This window comes from Cytobacillus sp. FSL R7-0696, assembly GCF_038006865.1.
Taxonomy (GTDB): domain Bacteria; phylum Bacillota; class Bacilli; order Bacillales; family Cytobacillaceae; genus Cytobacillus; species Cytobacillus kochii.
The window spans coordinates 1,536,641-1,556,796 of sequence record NZ_JBBOWA010000001.1 but is presented as its reverse complement, the minus strand read 5'-3'; the positions used below and the strand labels follow the sequence as shown (position 1 = coordinate 1,556,796).

Annotated in this window: 20 protein-coding genes and 1 pseudogene; 13 read left to right on the top strand and 8 right to left on the bottom strand. The window is 31.9% G+C overall.

Going from position 1 to position 20,156, the window contains the following annotated elements:
* The first annotated feature begins 284 nt into the window (after positions 1-284).
* Both MKX29_RS08155 and MKX29_RS08150 read left to right on the top strand, forming a co-directional pair.
* Complete coding sequence (locus tag MKX29_RS08155; protein ID WP_341105022.1) at positions 285-587, top strand: hypothetical protein; 303 nt, start codon at positions 285-287, stop codon at positions 585-587.
* A 363-nt stretch (positions 588-950) separates the two neighbouring features.
* On the top strand, positions 951-1,361 hold the full coding sequence (locus MKX29_RS08150; RefSeq protein ID WP_341105020.1) for a hypothetical protein: 411 nt from the start codon (positions 951-953) through the stop codon (positions 1,359-1,361).
* 208 nt (positions 1,362-1,569) lie between these two features.
* On the opposite strand, the gene MKX29_RS08145 is transcribed toward MKX29_RS08150, so the two are convergent.
* The 3 genes from MKX29_RS08145 to MKX29_RS08135 all read right to left on the bottom strand — a co-directional run bounded on the left by MKX29_RS08145 (position 1,570) and on the right by MKX29_RS08135 (position 5,824).
* Positions 1,570-2,031: a hypothetical protein gene (locus MKX29_RS08145; protein ID WP_341105019.1), complete on the bottom strand. Its 462-nt coding sequence runs from the start codon at positions 2,029-2,031 to the stop codon at positions 1,570-1,572.
* Positions 2,032-2,571: 540 nt separating this feature from the next.
* Positions 2,572-5,148: an ABC transporter permease gene (locus MKX29_RS08140; protein ID WP_341105017.1), complete on the bottom strand. Its 2,577-nt coding sequence runs from the start codon at positions 5,146-5,148 to the stop codon at positions 2,572-2,574.
* On the bottom strand, positions 5,120-5,824 hold the full coding sequence (locus MKX29_RS08135; RefSeq protein WP_233435328.1) for an ABC transporter ATP-binding protein: 705 nt from the start codon (positions 5,822-5,824) through the stop codon (positions 5,120-5,122). Before MKX29_RS08135 ends, MKX29_RS08140 begins: the two co-directional genes overlap by 29 nt.
* A gap of 540 nt (positions 5,825-6,364) precedes the next feature.
* Here MKX29_RS08135 and MKX29_RS08130 point away from each other — a divergent pair.
* The 7 genes and pseudogenes from MKX29_RS08130 (at position 6,365) to MKX29_RS08100 (ending at position 11,330) form a co-directional block, all read left to right on the top strand.
* Positions 6,365-6,856 carry a hypothetical protein gene (locus tag MKX29_RS08130; protein WP_095371125.1) on the top strand — a complete coding sequence of 164 codons (492 nt, stop codon included), beginning with the start codon at positions 6,365-6,367 and terminating at the stop codon, positions 6,854-6,856.
* Positions 6,857-7,032: 176 nt separating this feature from the next.
* On the top strand, positions 7,033-7,689 hold the full coding sequence (locus MKX29_RS08125) for a Type 1 glutamine amidotransferase-like domain-containing protein (RefSeq protein ID WP_341105015.1): 657 nt from the start codon (positions 7,033-7,035) through the stop codon (positions 7,687-7,689).
* Positions 7,690-8,142: 453 nt separating this feature from the next.
* Positions 8,143-8,841, top strand: coding sequence for a class I SAM-dependent methyltransferase (locus MKX29_RS08120; protein ID WP_341105012.1), 699 nt, complete (start codon positions 8,143-8,145; stop codon positions 8,839-8,841).
* A gap of 25 nt (positions 8,842-8,866) precedes the next feature.
* Positions 8,867-9,097: pseudogene (locus tag MKX29_RS08115) on the top strand (helix-turn-helix domain-containing protein); the annotation flags it as partial.
* Between the two features lie 25 nt (positions 9,098-9,122).
* A complete protein-coding gene (locus MKX29_RS08110; protein WP_341105010.1) occupies positions 9,123-9,941 on the top strand; it encodes a phosphotransferase in 819 nt (272 codons plus the stop codon).
* Between the two features lie 235 nt (positions 9,942-10,176).
* The gene (locus MKX29_RS08105) at positions 10,177-10,599 is read left to right on the top strand and encodes a hypothetical protein (protein WP_251163506.1); all 423 of its coding nucleotides are present in this window, start codon (positions 10,177-10,179) and stop codon (positions 10,597-10,599) included.
* Between the two features lie 215 nt (positions 10,600-10,814).
* On the top strand, positions 10,815-11,330 hold the full coding sequence (locus MKX29_RS08100; RefSeq protein ID WP_095371120.1) for an AAA family ATPase: 516 nt from the start codon (positions 10,815-10,817) through the stop codon (positions 11,328-11,330).
* Positions 11,331-11,495: 165 nt separating this feature from the next.
* On the opposite strand, the gene MKX29_RS08095 is transcribed toward MKX29_RS08100, so the two are convergent.
* Both MKX29_RS08095 and MKX29_RS08090 read right to left on the bottom strand, forming a co-directional pair.
* Entirely contained in the window at positions 11,496-12,242 is a 747-nt protein-coding gene (locus MKX29_RS08095) for a hypothetical protein (RefSeq protein WP_341105008.1), read from the bottom strand.
* Positions 12,232-12,789 carry a sigma-70 family RNA polymerase sigma factor gene (locus tag MKX29_RS08090; RefSeq protein ID WP_281202752.1) on the bottom strand — a complete coding sequence of 186 codons (558 nt, stop codon included), beginning with the start codon at positions 12,787-12,789 and terminating at the stop codon, positions 12,232-12,234. The genes MKX29_RS08095 and MKX29_RS08090 overlap by 11 nt, the downstream gene beginning before the upstream one ends.
* A 266-nt stretch (positions 12,790-13,055) precedes the next feature.
* Between MKX29_RS08090 and MKX29_RS08085 the strand changes: the two genes are divergently transcribed.
* On the top strand, positions 13,056-13,487 hold the full coding sequence (locus MKX29_RS08085) for a GNAT family N-acetyltransferase (RefSeq protein WP_180317030.1): 432 nt from the start codon (positions 13,056-13,058) through the stop codon (positions 13,485-13,487).
* A gap of 223 nt (positions 13,488-13,710) precedes the next feature.
* Here MKX29_RS08085 and MKX29_RS08080 read toward each other — a convergent pair whose 3' ends face one another.
* The 3 genes from MKX29_RS08080 to MKX29_RS08070 all read right to left on the bottom strand — a co-directional run bounded on the left by MKX29_RS08080 (position 13,711) and on the right by MKX29_RS08070 (position 16,219).
* Positions 13,711-14,337, bottom strand: coding sequence for a hypothetical protein (locus tag MKX29_RS08080; RefSeq protein ID WP_095371116.1), 627 nt, complete (start codon positions 14,335-14,337; stop codon positions 13,711-13,713).
* A gap of 143 nt (positions 14,338-14,480) precedes the next feature.
* Positions 14,481-15,116: a hypothetical protein gene (locus MKX29_RS08075; protein ID WP_341105003.1), complete on the bottom strand. Its 636-nt coding sequence runs from the start codon at positions 15,114-15,116 to the stop codon at positions 14,481-14,483.
* Positions 15,117-15,346: 230 nt separating this feature from the next.
* On the bottom strand, positions 15,347-16,219 hold the full coding sequence (locus MKX29_RS08070; RefSeq protein WP_341105001.1) for a tyrosine-type recombinase/integrase: 873 nt from the start codon (positions 16,217-16,219) through the stop codon (positions 15,347-15,349).
* 1,032 nt (positions 16,220-17,251) lie between these two features.
* Between MKX29_RS08070 and MKX29_RS08065 the strand changes: the two genes are divergently transcribed.
* The 3 genes from MKX29_RS08065 to spoIIP all read left to right on the top strand — a co-directional run bounded on the left by MKX29_RS08065 (position 17,252) and on the right by spoIIP (position 19,844).
* Positions 17,252-18,067, top strand: a complete 816-nt coding sequence (locus MKX29_RS08065) for an alpha/beta hydrolase (protein ID WP_341104999.1) — start codon at positions 17,252-17,254, stop codon at positions 18,065-18,067.
* A 324-nt stretch (positions 18,068-18,391) separates the two neighbouring features.
* Positions 18,392-18,928: an RNA polymerase sigma factor gene (locus MKX29_RS08060; protein ID WP_307316905.1), complete on the top strand. Its 537-nt coding sequence runs from the start codon at positions 18,392-18,394 to the stop codon at positions 18,926-18,928.
* The gene (spoIIP, locus tag MKX29_RS08055; RefSeq protein ID WP_341104997.1) at positions 18,918-19,844 is read left to right on the top strand and encodes a stage II sporulation protein P; all 927 of its coding nucleotides are present in this window, start codon (positions 18,918-18,920) and stop codon (positions 19,842-19,844) included. Before MKX29_RS08060 ends, spoIIP begins: the two co-directional genes overlap by 11 nt.
* Positions 19,845-20,156: the final 312 nt, after the last annotated feature.

The following is a 20,156-nucleotide window of genomic DNA, read 5'->3' as shown; positions in this document are numbered from 1 at the left end:
TAGCTTGATGGGCATGTGGTAGGACCCCTATTAAACTTTGCTCAACAAACGGGCGCATTTCAGGAGTAAGAATTAGCCTCTTTGTTTTTATATCTGTATTGAATCTCTCATTGTTTTTGGATAATTATGTTAAAATAGATGAAGGGTTATGAAATTTGTGCACTTAAACTCTAGAGCAAGTTTCTATTTTAAGTGAAGACACCTATTTTATTAAAAGGTCAGGGTTTTTAGGTAATAGCAATTTTGTGCCTAATATAGTTTTTATAACTTGAGGATGGATGATTATGGAATTAATAATCTTGTTATTATTTATTTTGACAGTTGTTATCATAGGAAGGCTTTATAAAGCTAAAGAGGTTATTCGTAAACTTTCTTGGTGGGAACGTATTTATACGGTTATATTATATGTTGGATTATTTGGTGGTTTAATTATAGGGATGTCTGAATTAATGGATTGGGTACGGCAATTCGATTTAATTTGGATATATGAGTTTAGCATTCAACTTATCTTATTATTATTAGGGATTTGGATTGTTACCAGCATTTTAAGTAGATTATTACCTGAAGGTATAATGAAAAATCTGTAATGTTGAAATTGAGGATGATTGCATAGCAAGAACAGTCGCTTGTTGTATTAAAGGGATTTGGTTAAAGTTCCATTTTAAATGTTAGCTGTCCATGTTCTAATAACAATCTTCAAGAATCGGGCGTAATTCTTGAAGACTGGAATTGTGCCTTTTTCAGTAATGGGCCATTTTCTTGAAGACTTGAATTCGAGATAATTGAATGAAATTAAGTATTTCAACTAATAGACCAGATTGGAGAATAACATTTAGAATAAGGAAAAGTATTGTGAATCGTTTCACTTAAATTAACGGAGCAGGTTAATTTAATAAGGAATAACTAATTGGGAAGATTAAGGGGTAAATGTAATTATGAGGTGAATTTTATTGGTTAAACAATGCTTAATCTTATTTGGTCTTTGTTTATTTACTTTTACCCCAATGCAAACTGTTAAAGCAGAAACTGTTCCAGAATTAAAAAATTCGTATTACACAACAGAGGATATTATTTCAGACCTTGTATTTCCAACTATTGATAAAAGAGTGATAAAAGAGTATGGAGGAGATGAACTATTTGGCTGGGAATGGCAAAGTATCGTCGGTATAAAGTACAATAACAATCATTCTTATGATGTTGCCGTAAGAATTAATATTCCTTCGAAAAATAATGATAATGTTAAAGAAGATTTAGTTAAGGTAAGAGTATCACCATCCTGTGACAGTGGAAAAATTAATAAGCAGAAATGTAATCACGGTTTTAAAATAGAAATAGTTGATTACAAACATTTGTCGCAATAAGAATTACCTCTTTACTCAACGGATGCTTTACTTCAATATTAGGATGTTCAACAATCGGGCGCTTTAATTGAATAAGAATAACTAAAAAAGTCGATTCCTTGAGATGGAAATCGGCTTTTTTAATGGGTGAAGTTTCCTTACCGTTGTATATCCGCATTTTCTAACGCTACCCCTTAATGGACTCTTTCGGGATTGTTCATCAATTCAATTAGTTTCGATTTTGTGGTGGCAAAACTTCACCATTAAACTCCAGATCAAGATTTAATAGAATTTTATCGGCCTTATGAAGTTTGTTAAGGTCTTGCTCCGAAATAGCATCCTGTATTAGCTGATTGGATAGGTTTAGTCTATCCTTAATAGACTGTGCTGCATTTCGTTTCTCAGCAAGTTCAATTGCTCCGTTCATATACGTTTCAATATTTTCAATTCCTTTTACGTCTGAAAAACTTGAAGTGTTTTCAAGAGAAGCATTTAGGATCATAGAAGTATTACGTATTCCATCTGAAATCGTTCCATTGTCTTCAAGATTTTCATCTAGTGCTGTGGCAACAACATCTTCGTTATTTTTAACATTGTTAGATTCAAGCGCTTTGGTATTATTTCCACTAAATCCAAACCAAGCAGTCGCAATAACCACAGAAGCAATACTAGTTAGTATAATTCCTTTCATGTGAAAAACACCTCCGTATTTTATAATAACAACGCTTACCATTTTTTTCAATAAAAGTAGGAGTTGTCGCCTTTTTTGTAACTCTTAAAGCTCTATAATTATTTGTATGTTTATTTTAGAACAATGAATAAAAGAATATTAAATAGATGAATTTTTAGGGGTAGTAAGTCATACCCCTTTTGAAAATAGACCATGGCAGAGAGAATATTTTATGCTTTAGAGAAGGCCTACAAGCAAATTAACCTTTATTTTATGTACAACCCCTATACGGGGTAATACCAGCAAATCTGTCACTTAACCTGTATCGATGTTTTTAATCTCCATTATCGTTTTAGAAATTGCATTTTTGATATATTTTCAGGGCAATTAATAATTTTTATTTTTGTTTTACTTCCAATTAGAGGATTAATTACAGCTATAAAAGGTACTGGATCTTTAAAAATTGTTGGTATTTTGGGAACATACTCTTACTTATTTTTCTTATAAAAGACAAACACACACCAGAATAATTTTTTGATGTGTGTTTGGTTAAACTAAATTTTATGTTTTCAAAAAACTTATTGGTTGAATCTTTGTTACCTTGTTTAAAGGTATCAATGAACCAATAATTCCGGATATTATGGGTATAATTATTGCTATAGCAATAATCCATAATGATTTCACATCTAAGCTATGATACATAAAATAGAGAATACATATAGCAATAAATGCTCCTAAAAAGCCACCAATCACTCCTATAATTGCTCCTTCGCCTATTATTACTTTAGTGATATCCCCTTTCTTCCATCCTACCACATATAGTAGGGCAAATTCCTTTTTCCGTTCTGTGAGATTTTGCCACATAAGTTCTGAAATTGTAAGTATAGATATAAAGAAAGCAATGACAACTGAAAGATAATGCACTATATTAATTTCTAAGGCGACGTATTCTCCTAACCATGAGCTAAATAAAATACCATCTAATCTAAGAGAGATATAAATATAGACTACTAATAAAGATGTTGGAATAGCAATCGCTATGATTGAAATACTATTCCTTAATTTTCTCCTGAAGATAGAATTGATTATCAGCGATATAAGACTCTTCACATGGATAATCGTTTTTTTGGAACTGATCTCATCGTTTTTTAATATTTCATTAGGATTAATTTTTCCTATTAGAAGTATGGGAATTAATGGACCAATAATATAAATAAACAAGATAAACAATATTAAAAGTAATAATTTACTATATAGAAGTTGATAGCCAGATAAAAATTGTACTAAGAATTGAACAAACAATGAAGTTATGCAAATAATAAATCCAATAAATAGAGACTCAAACAAAATTAACTTTTGGATGTGTTTTACTTTCCACCCCATAGCTAATAAAATTGCGAATTCTTTTTTTCTTGCTAAGAATGTTACATAAGTTGTTGAAAAGACATAAACAATCGCAACAATAATTAAGATGATTATTATTGATGAGTAGCCTAATGTAGTTTCTTGAAGAATTTGCATAGATGCACCCACTTTAATCCACGCTTGTTCCATCCATCCAATCTCCTTGTTATTAGTAGTGATATTCACAATAACTGGGGATGGGGATGAACCGAGCATTATATCAGCCTCTAGCCCAGTTTTTTCTTCAATTTCTGCTGCTATTTTTTCTAACTTTTGCTGGCTTTCCTCACTGAAATCAGCCACATCTTTTATTTTAATTCGGACAGAGGATATAGCTTTATCTCCTAATATTTTCTGTGCTGCTTCAATAGTAGTTAGCATGGATGGTGATTGAATTAATGGTTCATATATATTAGATGTAGGATATACATCCTCAGTGGGATTTATAGGGTTATTGTTTGAATCTAAAACGTGTGTCCCTGTCGGACTTTTATAAGTTTCCATAGGTAATTCATTTTCAGTATTTTTTGATATATCTAAATCTGTGGGATCGTACATACCAATTAAATATGGCTGTAGCCTTGGACGATTTTTAATGGAAGTTCCCTTTAATTGAGCTTCTCGAAACATAACAACGCCATCGTCAGTATTTTCATTAACACTATCTAAAGAATATGCATTTTTCCACCTATTTGGAAAAGGGCTAGTCTCCTCTTTATAGCTTAGACTACTTGTTTTCTCATATAATGGCCCACTGAGTTCTGTTGCATTTTTGACAGTATTATTTGAAAATAAATCCAACCATTTATTATGAATATCATTTGCTGTATATTGAAAATTAGAAATTTCATTGCCGTTTATTGTATTAAGAAAAGATTCGCCACCATTTTTACTAATTTTCTCTAATGATTCTTTTCTTTCTAAATTTGATTCAAAGGGGATATCTAACTTTGTAACATTAATTTGTGTATTTTCCTTTATAGATGGATGGGTACTTAAAATCACTGGGAATTCTGTTAGTTCTCCTTGTACACCTACATAACCTAATTCTTCTAATGTATAAGACTTTACTAAATTGTCATCAGAAAAATAGGAACTGTCAGGTGAGGAAATAACAGATTTATTTAAACCTACTAATTTGGCTTCTTCAATTGGGTCAATGCCAGCTAATAATAGAGGGGAACCTTTATAAAGATCTCCATCGAAGCTAGTAAATCCATATTTTCTGTATATTTCTGGTGTGGCTTCTTCATAAATCCCTCTAGAAAAATAACTTTCTCTTGTTTTTGAGTAGTCGTTGAGTGTATTGTTTGTAGTTATTTTTTCTTCGATTTTATATATTCCTGGTTCATCTATTGATAGATTGTCTAATAATATGTTTATATTCATAAAACCTATGATACTTAGCGGGGCAGCAACTTGGATATCGTCCATGTTTTTTATGGTATGGTATTGCTCTAAAGTAATACCACCAGATATTCCACTTAAATAGTTTGGTTCAAACAGATTGTGTTCTTCAGTAATACTTTTAGTGCCGGTAGGTCGGACCACAATATGGTAAGAAGATTCCCATTTATTTTGTAGTGTATCAACAATTGTTCCTTGTTTTGTCTCAGTTAAACTAAATAGAAGGTTCATCCCACCTCCTATTAAAATTGCCCCCAACAATATTAATACAAACCTATCCTTTTTTTGTTTCCAGTTTTTAAATATGAGTGATAGGTAGCGAGCCATTTTTCCCTCTCCTAACTAATTGGATTCTCCCATCATTCATCTCAATTATTTGGTCTGTTCTTTCTGCTAATGTTGTATCGTGTGTCACCATAATTATTCCGCAATTTTCCTCTTGTTGAATCTTTTTAAGCAAATTAAATATTAACTCTCCGTTCTTTGAATCCAAGTTTCCGGTAGGCTCATCTGCTAATATCCATTTGGGTTTTGTTATTAAGGCCCTAGCTATTGCAACTCTTTGTTGCTGTCCACCTGATAGCTGAAAGGGGTAGAGGTCTTTTTGATCTTTTAGACCGACTAGTTCTAATAGCTCAAATGCATTCTTTTCTCTTTCATATTCTACTTTTCTAGTTAATGTAGGAATTATTACATTTTCTAGTGCGGTTAGAGAGTCTATTAAATGATATTGCTGAAAAACAAAACCAAAATTTTCATACCTTAAATCTGCTATTTCATCTAAATTTAACTCTATAGTATCAATATCATTAATCAATATAGTGCCACTAGAAGGAGTCTCGATAGTTCCTATTAAGCTTAATAAAGTTGATTTTCCAGACCCTGAAGGGCCAAGTACGCTAATAAATTGATTATCGCTTATTTTTATATTTATATCTTGAAGTACATTAGTTTTTACTATGGATCCAAAAGTCTTTGTTATATTTTTTAATAGTATACTCAATGCTAATCCCTCCGTATTTATGTTATATAATCTTTTGTAAATTATAATTATTTGTTGTTTTCTTCTATAGGTTTATTAGAGAGTGCGCACTCTCTAATTCGCCTAGATTAGTAATAAAACCATCTTGATTTACTACAATAAATGTATAAAAAGTTTGTCCCCACCAGACTGTTTTATTCCGATGGATACTGTAGAATCACCACGTGAAAATCCACCCGATATACTGTCCTTTTTCTTCTATCACCACTAATTATTATACACAAGTGGTATAAAATGTATATAATTGTATTTTTTAAGGAAAATAGAATTTCTCCCCATTAAAATGTTGGCTTTATCCCAGGTAAGTGTACCTTCAGGAATAACGATTTACAACGTTTAGCAATATCGAGCATAGAAAAACTAAAGGGTGCAAGAGTTAAAGATGAGGATCGCTGAAGCGTTCTTTTTTTCTTGTTTAACAAACGGGGCATTAGTTGAAGAAGGAAAACGAATCATATTGAAGAATAAAGTATGTTGAGCATAAAATAAAGGGGGAAATCAATGCGTAGTGTCATTGTTTATCTTTTGGGGTTTGGCATTTTTTTAATTGGTTGTTCAAATGAATCAAGTGTTATTAAAGTTGAAGCTTATAAGGCTGAGGATATTCCTTTTGAAGAAGGGGCTGGTAGAGTAACTATTGCTGTTAATGAACCAATTTCCGATGAAGTTGCCATTTCTGACGGACTTATTGAAGTAATTGTATCGGCAAAAGGCCTGAAACATTCTGCAAATTATGAGATTTCACTTGAAGGAGAGAAAAACCAAGGAGTCGTTTTTGGACCTAAGGAAAATGTTAAAATAACTTTTGGAACAATGGTGGGAGATACTTTATTTAAGCCTAATGAGCAAGGAGAATTGTTTGTATCAATGCAAAACCCATTAAGAATTGTATTAAATGTAAAAGAAACAAGAGTAGTTGTCTCAGAGGATGGAAAAGAAATTTTAAGGACCGAACCCTTTATTGTGTCGGAAAAACTCCCTAATAAGAAATAAAGCGTTGATCCAAGAAAGGATAAACGCTTTTTTATTGAACTTCTTAGTAAGTAACGTTTTTTTTATATTCCTAGCGTATATTTTAAGGTTAATATTTTTTAAATTGAGAGTGACAAGAAAACATAATGAGTGACTCAAGGAATAAATATTATTTACACTTTGCTGAGGGGAAAATTATGAAAACTCACTATTATTTAGGTTGGTTTAACGATTTTTTTCCAGAGAATCTGGGTATGGCGTTACAGGAGGATATAACTGTTAGAAAATCGCTTGCTATGATTAGCTCGAATCCATCTGTTTTTGAAAATGATGGTGCTACTGAACGGTCGTGGCTTGAACAGGCTGGCATTATGTTTGATGAATATCATTTAATTAATTATCGCTTACAGAAGGAAGATGCCCAAACGATAATTCAAAATGCTTCCGTAATTTTCTTGTTGGGTGGCAATATTCTTAATCAAAATGGTTTTTTGATGGAGTATGAATTATCCGATTCGATTAAAAAAAGCAACGCCGTTGTAATGGGAGCAAGCGCTGGGGCAATCAACATGTCCTCTAAATGGTTATGCTCGAAAAACTTTGGAGATGAAGTTGAAATGAGCTCAGTTTACGACGGAATCGGTCTTGACAATTTTTCCGTCCTGTCTCATTTTGATCTTGAAAATAACATGGCACTGGTTCAAAGCGAACTATCTCCCCTATCGGAAGAAATAAATATTTATGCGTCGAACAAAGATTGCGCTGTATGTGTAAAAGGAGACAAAATCGACGTTTTTGGCAATGTATATTTAATTTCCGACTCAAAGATTCAGAAATTGGATGAGACGCTCTAGTTCTAGCGAATCATTATGGCTTAATTGAATTAATTTCTTTATGCACCGTCTCTATTTTAAATATAGTAAAGGAGAACGGCCACGAGTGTTGAATTGGGTCTATTTTTCTACTTCACCCTTCCGCAAAATATTTAGTTAAGGGTGCTTTAGTTGAATAAGAATAACTAAAAAAGTCGATTCCTTGAGATAGAAATCGGCTTTTTTAATGGGTGACTTTTCCTTAGGGTTGTAATTATACGGTTACAACGCTAAGCCCATTATCAAGACGATTCCCCTGTTTTTAACAACGTTAAGAAAGTTTAATACTGACCTTTAAAGCCAATATAAGTATGCCTTTTCATGATTTCTCTCAATCGAAATAACAGTATATTAAAGTTGTTGTAACTAGTAAATGTGGGAATTTTTAGTAAAATATAAAAGAGGAATTTTTCATTAAATGGGGAGGCGCTTTTATTGGATAAACCGATATTAAATTATGAAGATTTACTTGAAATGTTAGATCATTTCTTAAGAGAACCGAAGGAATTTTGGGAGAATTTTTACATCGATAGAAATAAAGAAATTCCTTTCTTCAAGGTAAAAGGACCTGATGAGAATTTAGTAGAGTATTTTAAAAATGGGCTTGCTCCTAAACGAGTATTGGAATTGGGATGTGGACCTGGGAGAAATGCTGTTTATATGGCTAAACAAGGTTGCAAGGTAGATGCTTTGGATATAGCTGAAAATGCGATTAAATGGGCGAAAGAGAGAGCAAAAGAAGAAGAAGTAGATATAAATTTCCATTGTTTATCACTTTTTGATTTTGATTTTAAGCCACATTCATATGATTTTATTTATGATTGTGGTTTGTTTCATCATTTAGCACCTCATCGTCGTTTAACATATCTAGAAATAATTAAGAGAGCATTAAAAAAAGCTGGGTATTTCGGTATTGTTTGCTTCAATACCGATGGTGCTCTGGATACATCTGATTGGGAAGTTTATAAAGAAGGTAGCTTAAAAAGAGGAATAGGTTATACGGAAAAACGATTAAAAGAAGTATTTTCTAATGATTTTAAAATTATTAACTTTAGGAAGATGAAAAAGACTAATCAACCAGATGATATATTTGGAGAAGATATCTTATGGGTAAGTTTAATGGAAAGTTTATGAAAATAAGATTAGCTAAGTTAAACGACTTATTCGTATGCGACAATGTGAAGGGATTGAACTAGCCAAGAAAGAAGGTAAGTTTAAAGGGAGGTTAAAGAAATATCATATAAATCATGCAGGAATGAATTATGCTTTAAAGTTATATAAAGAAGGAAACATGACTATAAATCAAATTTGTGAAATTACAAGTGTATCTAGAGCTGCTCTTTATAGAAAATTGGCAGCGGAAAAAAATAAACCTTATCCACTTGTATAAATAAAATAATAAAGGATTTAGGGCTATGGGATTAACAAATAAAACAATAGAAAAGTTAAGATTGGATGAGAAAAATCTAGGAAAACTTGCTGTTAGAACTCCTTGGAGATCAGAAGAAAATATGATGGATAAAAATTCAAGTGGAATTATCTCATTAAAAAAAGAAGCAATAATATCCGAGCATTGTCACAAACATCAAATACCTGTACCAAAAATTCATAAGTTGTATTTTAGTAATGAAATAAACTTTCTAGTATCTGATTTTGTATCAGGAGATGGTCAAGAGATTTCTTCCTATGATATTGGAGAACTCACATCTAAAATACATAAAGTTCCATTGGATGGTTTATCAATTGTTGACCAAAATGAGCGAAAATTAAGTAATATTGTTTCACATAGAATAACAGGACGTGTTCATTCACTTAATAAACTAATAAATACTAATTTTATTATTCCTAGTTCAGAAGAATTGGAAGCAATTCTGAATACATCTAAAACAAAAAACAGCTTACTGCACCTTGATGTTAGACCACCAAATATAATAGGTGAAAATGGAATTATTAAAGCGATTATAGATTGGGATAATTCATTTGTCGGGAATCCAATTATGGAGTTAATGAGAATTTTTGAATCCAAAGAATTAGTTGAGGGAGAATTTATAAAGGGATATAACGATCTAGACATTATCGAAAATACTGATACAATCATACAATCCATCTATAGGCTTGATACTGCTTTAATGCTATCCATATTGTTCACCTCGTTCATAAATGATTCCGAAAAAAAAGATTACTATCTTAAACGTGTTCACTTTCTAATTGAAGAAATAAGCAATAATTTATAGTTTTTCTTCTTATTGAGCTAAACGCCGATTAGTAATAAAACAGATCCCGACCTATCTATGAAATAGAGATAGGTCGGGATACTTATGATGGGAAATTCTTAACGTTGTAAATCCGCGTTTTCCTGACGCTACCCATATACTAGTGATAAATTTGAAGCTGAATTCAAGTCACATTGACGCAGTAGTTCTGATGATACGGAAATCTAACTAAATTGGAATTGGAGAAAATGGCGATATGAAAATGTCAAAGACGGGTTGGTCTCTTGTTGCAGCAGCGGCAACGATAGTTCTTGGGTATGGTGCTAAAAAGGGGAAAATCCCTTCTATTTCATCTAAGGTTGTTTCTGACATAGCAACAGTTGCTTCTGATGCTGTAATTAATGAAGAAAAGTCATTTGGTGGACTTAAAGAGAGTGTAATAAATAGGATAGCTACAAATACTAATAAAGGTGTGAAAGCATTTATTGAAGGCAATGAATTAGTGTACGAGTTTAAATCTAATTCGAATAAAACGATTCTAGAGTCGAGATTTATAATAGATGCTGGTAAGTTAGTTATGACTTTTGTATCGGGAAGTTATGGAAATAAACCTAATGCACCATGGTTTTTTAGAGATAGTTTAGTAGAAGCAATGAATAAAGCCAATGAGAATTTGTAAAATGATTATTTGATGGATTTTCACAAGGGAAATAGTTTTCATTCTTCAACTATCGGGGGCAATACTTGATTAACGGTATTGTTCCTTTCTTATGTCACATAAAGGGCAGGAATGTTTAATAAGAATACTATTTCTAATTCAAATAATAGGAGGGAAACCATAAGTCTAAATAGAATATGCTTTAGAAACAAATTATTATGGATTAGGTGATCTTCTTGAAAAAGACAGTCCCAAAAAAGATACATATTATTGGCTCTGTTGGAAGTGGTAAAACAACTTTAGCAAAAGAAATATCTTCAAAGTTAGATATACCGTATTACGAATTAGATAATGTAGTTTGGATAAGGAAAATGTCTGGAGATATAAGAAGAACTGAACAAGAAAGAGAAGAGTACCTAAATAGTATAATACAATCAGAAAGTTGGATAATTGAAGGAGTACACAATGAGGATTGGGTAAGCACTTGTTTCCAAAGTGCAGATTTAATTATTTTTTTAGATACAAAATATTCAATAAGAACCTACCGAATAATAAAGAGGTTCCTTAAACAAAAACTTCGATTAGAGAAATCAAATTACAGACCAACATTAGAAATATTTTTTAAAATGTTTAAATGGAACCGATATTTTGAAGAGGTAGGAAAAGTGAATTTTTTCAACAGATATGACATACATAAAGACAAGACAGAAGTTATTAACAACGCAAATAGTCTTAAGAAATACTTCAACTAACGGGGCTTTAGTTAAATAAGAATAACTAAAAAAGTCGATTCCTTGAGACGGAAATCGGCTTTTTTAATGGGTGACTTTTCCTTAACGTTGTAAATCCGCATTTTTCTGACAGTACCCTATAAGACGTCTATCCCTTAACTGTATAAATTCTTAAATACTTCGCTATCAACCTTCAAAATTAATTTGATATTCGTTCTCGATTTGTTCTCTTACCTCTTTAGTTATATCAAAATTGTATGTGTCACTTTCCCCAATTAGTCTTCTTTCAACTCTTTTAAAAGGTATAATATCTAATACTTTCCATTCCTTTTGTTCTTTGTTGAGAATAATATAAGCTTCTGTATCAAAATCAGGTGTATTTTTTATAGTCACTTCATCTTTAGATAACAAAATCGCTTTATTCGTATCTAAATGTACTAAACTAATTTCAGTTGACATTTTCTTTTCTTGATTTTGCCAATCATTATAATTCTCTTTAACTGCATTAATATCCTCTATCGGAAACTTTTCACTAAATGTTCGTATAAACATGTCATGGTCCCCTTCATTAAGAGCTGTTAAAGCATTTAAATAAGATTCTAATTGATCAGGGTACTTTTCTAATCCGTTTATTTTGATCTCTATTAACGGACTTACAATATCGCTACTAACTGCAAGATTTCCCTCTGAAAGAAATGACTCTTTATTATTGAAATCTATTTGATTCAAAGTAAAGTAAAACATTATTGTCAATAAGCCAGCAGTTAACAAGCTTGATATAGCGTAAGAAATTTTCTGTTTAAATACTCTTTTTGGAGCTGATGACCATTCAATTTTTTTTAGAACAGTAAGTTTATGTTTTTTCTCAAATTGAACTTCTTTTAATATTGTACTATTCATTTTTACTTTAAGATTTTTGAGGTTATTTTCCATTGTAGTATTCTCCTTTCAACATTTTTTTTAGTAAACGACGACCTCTTACTAATCGAGACTTAATAGTATTTTTGTTCATCCCTAAGAGTCTTGAAATATCTTTAATCGTTAATTCCTCATAATAATAAAAAATGATAACTTCTCTATATTTAATAGGGAGAGTTATGACCTTATTAGATATAGAAATGTTCTCCTCTTTGGTAAGAATCTCACTTTCAATGGACTTTTGAGTCCTACTTTTAAAATAATTAGTCATCTTAATATTTCTATAAGACCAACTTTTTAAGTAATCTTTACATTTATTAATAGTTATTTTAAATATCCAAGTCTTATAAGAGGATTCCTCTTTAAAGTCATCCATCTTTTCAAAGCATTTTATAAACACATCTTGAGTAATGTCTTCTGCAATTTGTTTATCTCTAACATAGATAAAGGCAAGGCGCATCACAGTCTGCCCATATTCATCCATAAGCCAAATTAACTTATCTTTTTTGTTCATTTGTCTAAAAGAACTAGAATAAAGCTCTTCCTTATTCAACTCTTCCATAGGTACCAACCCCACTTTCTCTATAAGTTAGACGACGAAAAGTAAATTAAGGTGCATATAATTTTGAATTTTATAAATTTTTATTCCCCCCTTCTATCACCTGTCATTCAAGTTCCATTATATAATTAAAAAAGTCACTACCTTTTATTAGGAAGTGACTTGAAAATTTTACAAATTAGCTTAAACTAACGAGCAGGTTAATGGAGGAAGGAAAATTATTGGTAATTATAGAAATTTTATAGAAATAAAATAAAGTGAGGTGTGAAATGGAAATAAGAAAAGCAACAGTGAATGATATTAAGGAAATAAAAAATTTGATGGAACACCTTGGATATCCTACAACAATCGAACAAATGAAAAAACGATTTAACAATATTGAATCTAGTCCAGACTACCATACTTTGTTAGCATCATATGATGATAAAATAGTTGGAATGATAGGACTTGTTAAAGGGTATTATTATGAATTGGATGGCTTATATGTTCGTATTGTAGCCCTTGTGGTAGACTCGAATCACCGTAATAAAGGGATAGGTAAACAGCTATTAAAAGAAGCAGAAATTTGGGCAAAGAAAATTGGAGCAACGGGAATAGGGCTAAATAGTGGGAACCGACCAGAGAGAATTAATGCTCATAAGTTTTATAAAAGTAGTGGCTATGCAGAAAAAAGTGTTGGATTTGCAAAAAGGCTTATCTAAAATTCAACCTGACTGTTTATTTTATAAATAAAGTTTGTGAAGAATTGAACTTAAACAATAGGGGGCTTTAGTTGAAGAAGAATAACTAAAAAAGTCGATTCCTTGAGATGGAAATCGGCTTTTTAATGGGTGACTTTTCCTTTGCGTTGAAATAATAAAGAGAGGGAGTGATTTTTTTGCTATTTAAAAATTATTAAAACTTTTAAAAATAGCAGCTACCCTATCACTTAGTCTTAAAAATTTGAAATTTAGGTTTATACGTATAATTAATACGCGTTAGAATTTCTTCTCTAATGCTGGCATTTTTCAAACTGAATAGTTGGCTTTCCATCAAATAGAATTCAGTTATCCATTCAGGAACCCAATCATTTCTCTCTTTCCATAGGCGCGTTCGTTCCAAGGCTAGATCAACACGCATCTTGACCCATTTGTAACTACTAAAAGTAGATACTTCTGATGACCAATATTCATTATTTTCATGTTCATAAGAATAGCAGAATTTGCTAAAAAAAGGTGTTTTCATTCCCATATAGCTACAATTTCTAACCCATATTAAAGCATCTGAAGGTATCATTTTGATATTTATTTTTTCTCCATAACGCATTGCTAATGCACCTGATGATGAAAGTAATTTTGGATTAAATTCATCCAAGAAACAAAAACATCCAGACCAGTTATCATTGTTATATTCAGGAGAATATAAACTTGACTTCTTAATGGGTTGGTTTATTTTATTAAGGTCCTTAATCTCCGAATCTATAAATTCAAGACTGTGACAAAAAGCGTTAGAGTTATAGGGTTTACAATTAAACCCTTTATCATCAATCCGTATGATCTTAACATATTTCATAATTATTACCTCTTTAGTTGGTGCTTCACCATTTTTTTTACGCTTATGTTTTATCTATAGCGACAACCGAAACACCCAATAAAGCTTGCGAGTTGCACATCGCATTTTTATGGTTACTCTGTTATCAAAAACATGAATAAATGTTACTTAGTTGACGTACACCAATTACATGTGGTTTGTTTGTTTTTATAATCGATTCTTTGTATTTGGTTGAATATTTGTGAGGGATGTTCATGAGCGATTATGTATTCTGGCTTTAACTTCTCAGAAATCCAGCATGTAAAATTGCTATTACATGGATTGTAGAATTCAGATATATTATCTTTTTGCGATTGCGACAATAGAGCTAATGGTAAGTCACAAATAAAAATAGTTGGAATTCCGATGTTGGATAACAAATCGTGATACTTACCCGAATTGTCTTTATCAAGTTGTACAGCTATATCCAAAAGATATTCACTTCCCCAACATAAATAGTGGCTACTTTCATCTAAGAGCTCTTGCTTAAACATACTGAAATAGACATTATTAATATTAGAGGATTGTAAACGAGAATCAATAGCAATTACAGTGCTTTCTGGTATTCCAAAAGTGGCAGACGCCATTTGCCGTAGTTCTCTCAAATTATAAGGTTTTATTCCTTCTGAAAAGTAACTATCAAAATTAATAGGGCGACACGCATGATATGCACGGATATGAGTGTACATCTCTATGTTAATTCCGCGTTTTATATTACCTTCGTCATCAGGTATGAATAATTTTCTAGTATCATTCTCCATGCTTTCAACTCCATCTATAAAATGTATTAGTTTTATATATTCTTTGGATCATTCTAAAAATCGCAAAAAAGAGACTCACTTTTAACTCCTCAACTATCCCTAGAATTTAAGATACTTTTTTTATTTTAAGAATGCATCTCTAGTTTATTCCATTTAGCAAGACTTACTACCTATATAATATTATCATAACAAGATAAAAAATTATTAATTCGCAAGTAAATCATTTACACTCAATCTTCCTCATATAAACTATCAAGGCGATTTCCAACTTCCTGCAAGTTTGGCGTTGTATAAATCATCGTCGTCTTCGGGTCATCATGCCCGGCCAGCTGCGTGAGTGTCGTTAGTGGTACATGCTCGGCCGTTTGGTAAAGAAATGTATGTCTGAGCACATGCGGATGAAGCGTTCCTTTTTTAAAACCGCAGCGATCATTTAATCTTGCTAAAATATCCTGCACATTACGTACACTAATACGATCACCTCGATTAGAGATAAAAACTGCGGGGTGGTTGTCTTCACGTTCACTCAGGTATTCTGTTAATTTTCTTCTGAGCTCTTTCGGTGCGGGTACGGTGCGAGCTTTGTTTCCTTTTCCCGACACTTGAATCGTGCCGGTTCTTTCACGTATATCTATGTGACTTTTGTTCAAGTTCACGAGTTCTGACACTCGAAGCCCTGTGTAGATAAGTGTATAAATAAGAGCGACACGCATTTTTCCTCCTTTTTTCCATTCTCCATTAAGTTTACGATTCATCTTTTCAATTTCTCTTTTAATTTTGGCGATATCGACACTATCGACTGATTTTCTTTCCATACTTACAATTTTTTCTTCTGGGTACTCAATCCCGTTCATTCGATCCTGCCAATTGTGATATTTAAGAAAACTTGAAATAATCGAATATTCCTTTTGTCTGGTTGCGATTTTTTTAGCTTCCCTTTTCTGGAAATAATAACGGATGTCATATTCTGTTAATCGATTTATGTCTCCGCCACCTTCTTCCACAATATTTAGAAAGTTGTGAAGTGTGTATTGAAATGTACGAAATGTCGCTTGACTGTCAAATTTTTTATTTTCCATAAATTGTATAATGGTAGGATTCACATTTTTTACAACCTTATGTAAAATTCAGAGATTAGATTCCACGCAGTTATTTTTCTTCGTTACGAAACAGTCGAATGCGACCTCGTAAAATCGGTAAAATCGATTAACTGCGTGGAATCTACAATTCTACGCAGTTTTTATTTTGAGTTTAAATGAAGGGATTTAGATTCTAATTTTGTTTTTCTCTTCATCTTTTGATTTTCGAATAAAAACTCTCGTTGAGGTTGCAAATTTAAAAAATGAAATACTCTCCATCAGTATAAAACAAATCATCATGTGATTAGGTTGCCTCTATTGATATAATTCACTGCTCTTCGGAAGCTCCGGAAGTTCCGAATGGAATGGGATTCGAAACCTCCGAACCAATGATCTGGGCTCAATTTGTCAAAAATATATAAAATAATAAGAGTTCTTAAATCTGTTTTCGTAATAAAAGTATGAGTCACATTTAGAAGTCTGTTTCTAAGTTTGAACTATTTAACTAATAATTTCTTGATTCTAGGATACGAGAAAATTTAAATTGTGAGTGAGGTAGGACAAAACATATAAGTGACTACTAATTTAGATTGGAAATATGGACTTAGGAGAGCACTTAGTCTAATAGATTCTTATACTTCAACTAATCTAGGCGTTAGTGTTGATTTAAAATAAAATCGCAATGTTTGTAAAAAAGATGCGATGTTTAAAACAAAGTCGCGATATATATATAAGATGCGAAGATTTACCTCTTTGAATACGAATTGTCTAAATAGGAACTTTATGGTAAAAACAACATAACGATATTCAACAATCGGGCCAGGTTGTGAAGTAACACAATATTGAATTATTGGAAATAATATGGTGCATAATGGAAAATCTTTTTATATTAATCTAAAAAGAGTGACATACACATATTTTTAGTTATAATGTCACAGTCTTTATTACTAATGGCTGATGGTTTTATTATCAAACAATAAATTGTAAATAAAAAGGAAAAAATCTTATTGCTGAAGAAGGTAGAAATGAAGAAAATAAGGAGAGTGCTGTCTTTTAATGGATACTGTACTGATTGAAGAGATTGAATATGGTTCCGTAAATGGAAAACCATTGCTGTTGGACATTATTCGTCCTAGTATACTTCCAGAAAAACCAATGCCAGTAATAATTTATATTCATGGTGGTGGCTGGTCCAGTGGAGATAAATCAGGAGTAGGAGGTAGAAAGTGGAATTCGTTTTTCGCTAAAAACGGTTTTTTTGTTGTTAACATAAATTATAGACTTAGTGGAGAAGCTATTTTTCCTGCACAAATTCATGACTGTAAGGCGGCGGTACGCTGGTTAAGAGCAAATCATTTAAGCTACAATATTAATCCTGAAAAAATAGGGGTTTGGGGACATTCTGCTGGAGGACATCTTGCTGCTCTCCTGGCTACATCTATTGGAAGTGATGAGTTAGAAGGTAAATCAGGATATCCGAATTATCCAACTAATGTAAAGTGTGCAGTTACTGTTTCAGCGCCTATTGATATACTCAAAATGGGCGGATGGCATGACCTTCCAAATTCGCACGAGGCTAAACTAGTTGGAGGTATAACCGTTCAAGAGAAGGCTGAACTTGCACATATGACGAACCCTATTACTTATATTAATGACGATAGTAAAACGATACCTTTTTTAATAGTTCATGGTGAAGATGATAAAGTTGTTCCTGTCTCTCAAGCCCAATTAATTTATAAACACCTTTCTAATGCAGCTTTTCTTTCTGTTAAGGGAGCTGATCATGGGATGGAGGGTGGAAGTATAACTATCAATACTTTATTGTATATTATTTTGTCTTTTTTTAATCAGTCTTTATTTGATGAAAATTAGTTGAAGTACAATCATTCCAAATAAATCATTCATAGATATAAGAAACTTTCTTCAATATGAATTTGCAATGATCTTCCGCAATCGGGTGCGTTTCTGCAGCAATGAAAAAAGAGCCTAATTTCTCTATTTTAAAGAGGAATTGGGCTTTTTAATATGGAATTTCCTTATAGTTGTATATCTGTATATCGCTTTTTCCTGACGCTACTGCTATATAGAGTCCGTCGAAAGACGGTCTTTTTTTAACTTATAAAAAAATAAATTCTTGTAACTTTTCATAAAGCTCATTCGATTAATAAGTAAATCCATATTTGAGGGGGGAAGCATTTGAACGATTTAGAGCGTTTAGAGGAAAGCATTAGTAAAATCTATAGGCACTATTATTTAGATGTGTATAGGTTCCTTATTTGTTTTTCTGGAAATCAAAACGATGCAGAGGACCTGACTCAAGAAGTGTTCATTCGTGTGTTGAACAATTTAGCTAATTTTAATGGTGGAAATTTAAAGACTTGGATTTTTTCTATAGCAAAGCATACAGCTATTGATCATTATCGAAAAAAAAGATTTGTTTCTATATTTAAGGATGGGTTCTTTAATCAGATGGTTTCAACTGCAAAGCAGCCGAATGAGCTAGTTGAACAAAATGAAATGAAAAGATCTGTTCATACAGCTATCACAAAGTTAAAACCAAATTTTAGAGCTGTAGTAATTCTAAGAGGTATCAACGAATTATCAATAAAAGAAACCTCTGAAATTCTCCAATGCAGTGAAACCAAAGTTAAAGTAGATTATCACAGAGCTTTAAAAGAACTTAAAAAGAAATTAAATGTTGATACAGGGGAGGTTATAGGGAATGCCAAGTGATAAGGATTTGTTTGACTTAATTAAAGAAACGTATCCTCTTAACCCTAAAGCAGATTTTGTTTCAGATACGGAAGTTAAGCTTAGACAAACTGCAAGAAAGGTAAATAGAAAAAGGTACTTTAAACGGTTAGGGGCTGCTTCTAGTGGATTGTTATTATGTGTTATAGCAATTTCATGGATATTCTTTTATGGAGGAAAAGATGTAATTATCAACAATCATAACACCATTCAAGAAAGAAATTCCGCATCCACAACAACTGTAAACAACCAAGACCCTTTAGTTTATATTTATCAATCACACAATTTAGAATCATTTTTCCCGGAATCTAACACGAATGACCCTAATGAAGCGTTTCACTATACAAAAAATATTACATTAGTTGGTGAGAGATTAAGCCAATCATTAAAAAATAGGGGTATTAATTCCATCCATGATAACACTAATATAATGGAAATTCTAAAAGAAAAAAACTTACCATTCAGTGAGTCATATAATGTTTCTAGAGAGCCACTGAAAAAAGCCTTAGCGAATAATAAGTCGATTGAAATGGTTTTTGATATACACAGAGATTCACGAAAAAGAAGTGAGACCACAATTAATTTAGGTGGAAAAGATTATCCTAGAATTGCATTTATAATATCCAAATCAAGTGTCAATTACGAAGTGAATTTAAAGTTCGCTGAATTACTCCACAGTTATATTGAAGAAAAATATCCTCATTTATCAAGAGGTGTCTTTGTTAAAGACACTCCACCAAATCAAAAAACTTATAATCAAGACCTTTTTGGTAACTCTGTTTTGTTAGAAATTGGTGGCCCTGAAAACACTTTGGATGAGGAATATAGAACCGTTGATGTCCTTTCAGAAATTATTAAAGAAATCCTTTCGGATAGGACTGAACAAAAAAAGCATTAGTGTTTTAAAAAGTGGCTGATTGAACAGCATTTTTTTAATGCTAAATACAATCTTCAGCAATCGGGCGCGATTGTTGAGCATTATAGGTAGAAAATGATCAAACTTATTTATAAAAACCAAAATTAAATCTGCTAAAGAAGAATCCTTTTTGATCAATCTTTTCTTCAAATGGATTCTTCTTATTTATCGTAAAATAAGGATTTGCGAGGTATTTTGCTAAGACTTTATATCAAAGCTACAGTAGTCGAAAAAAGTTCTAAAAAGCCTGTATTAATGTTTACTTGGTGATCTGCCATAGAGGCTTTATCTATA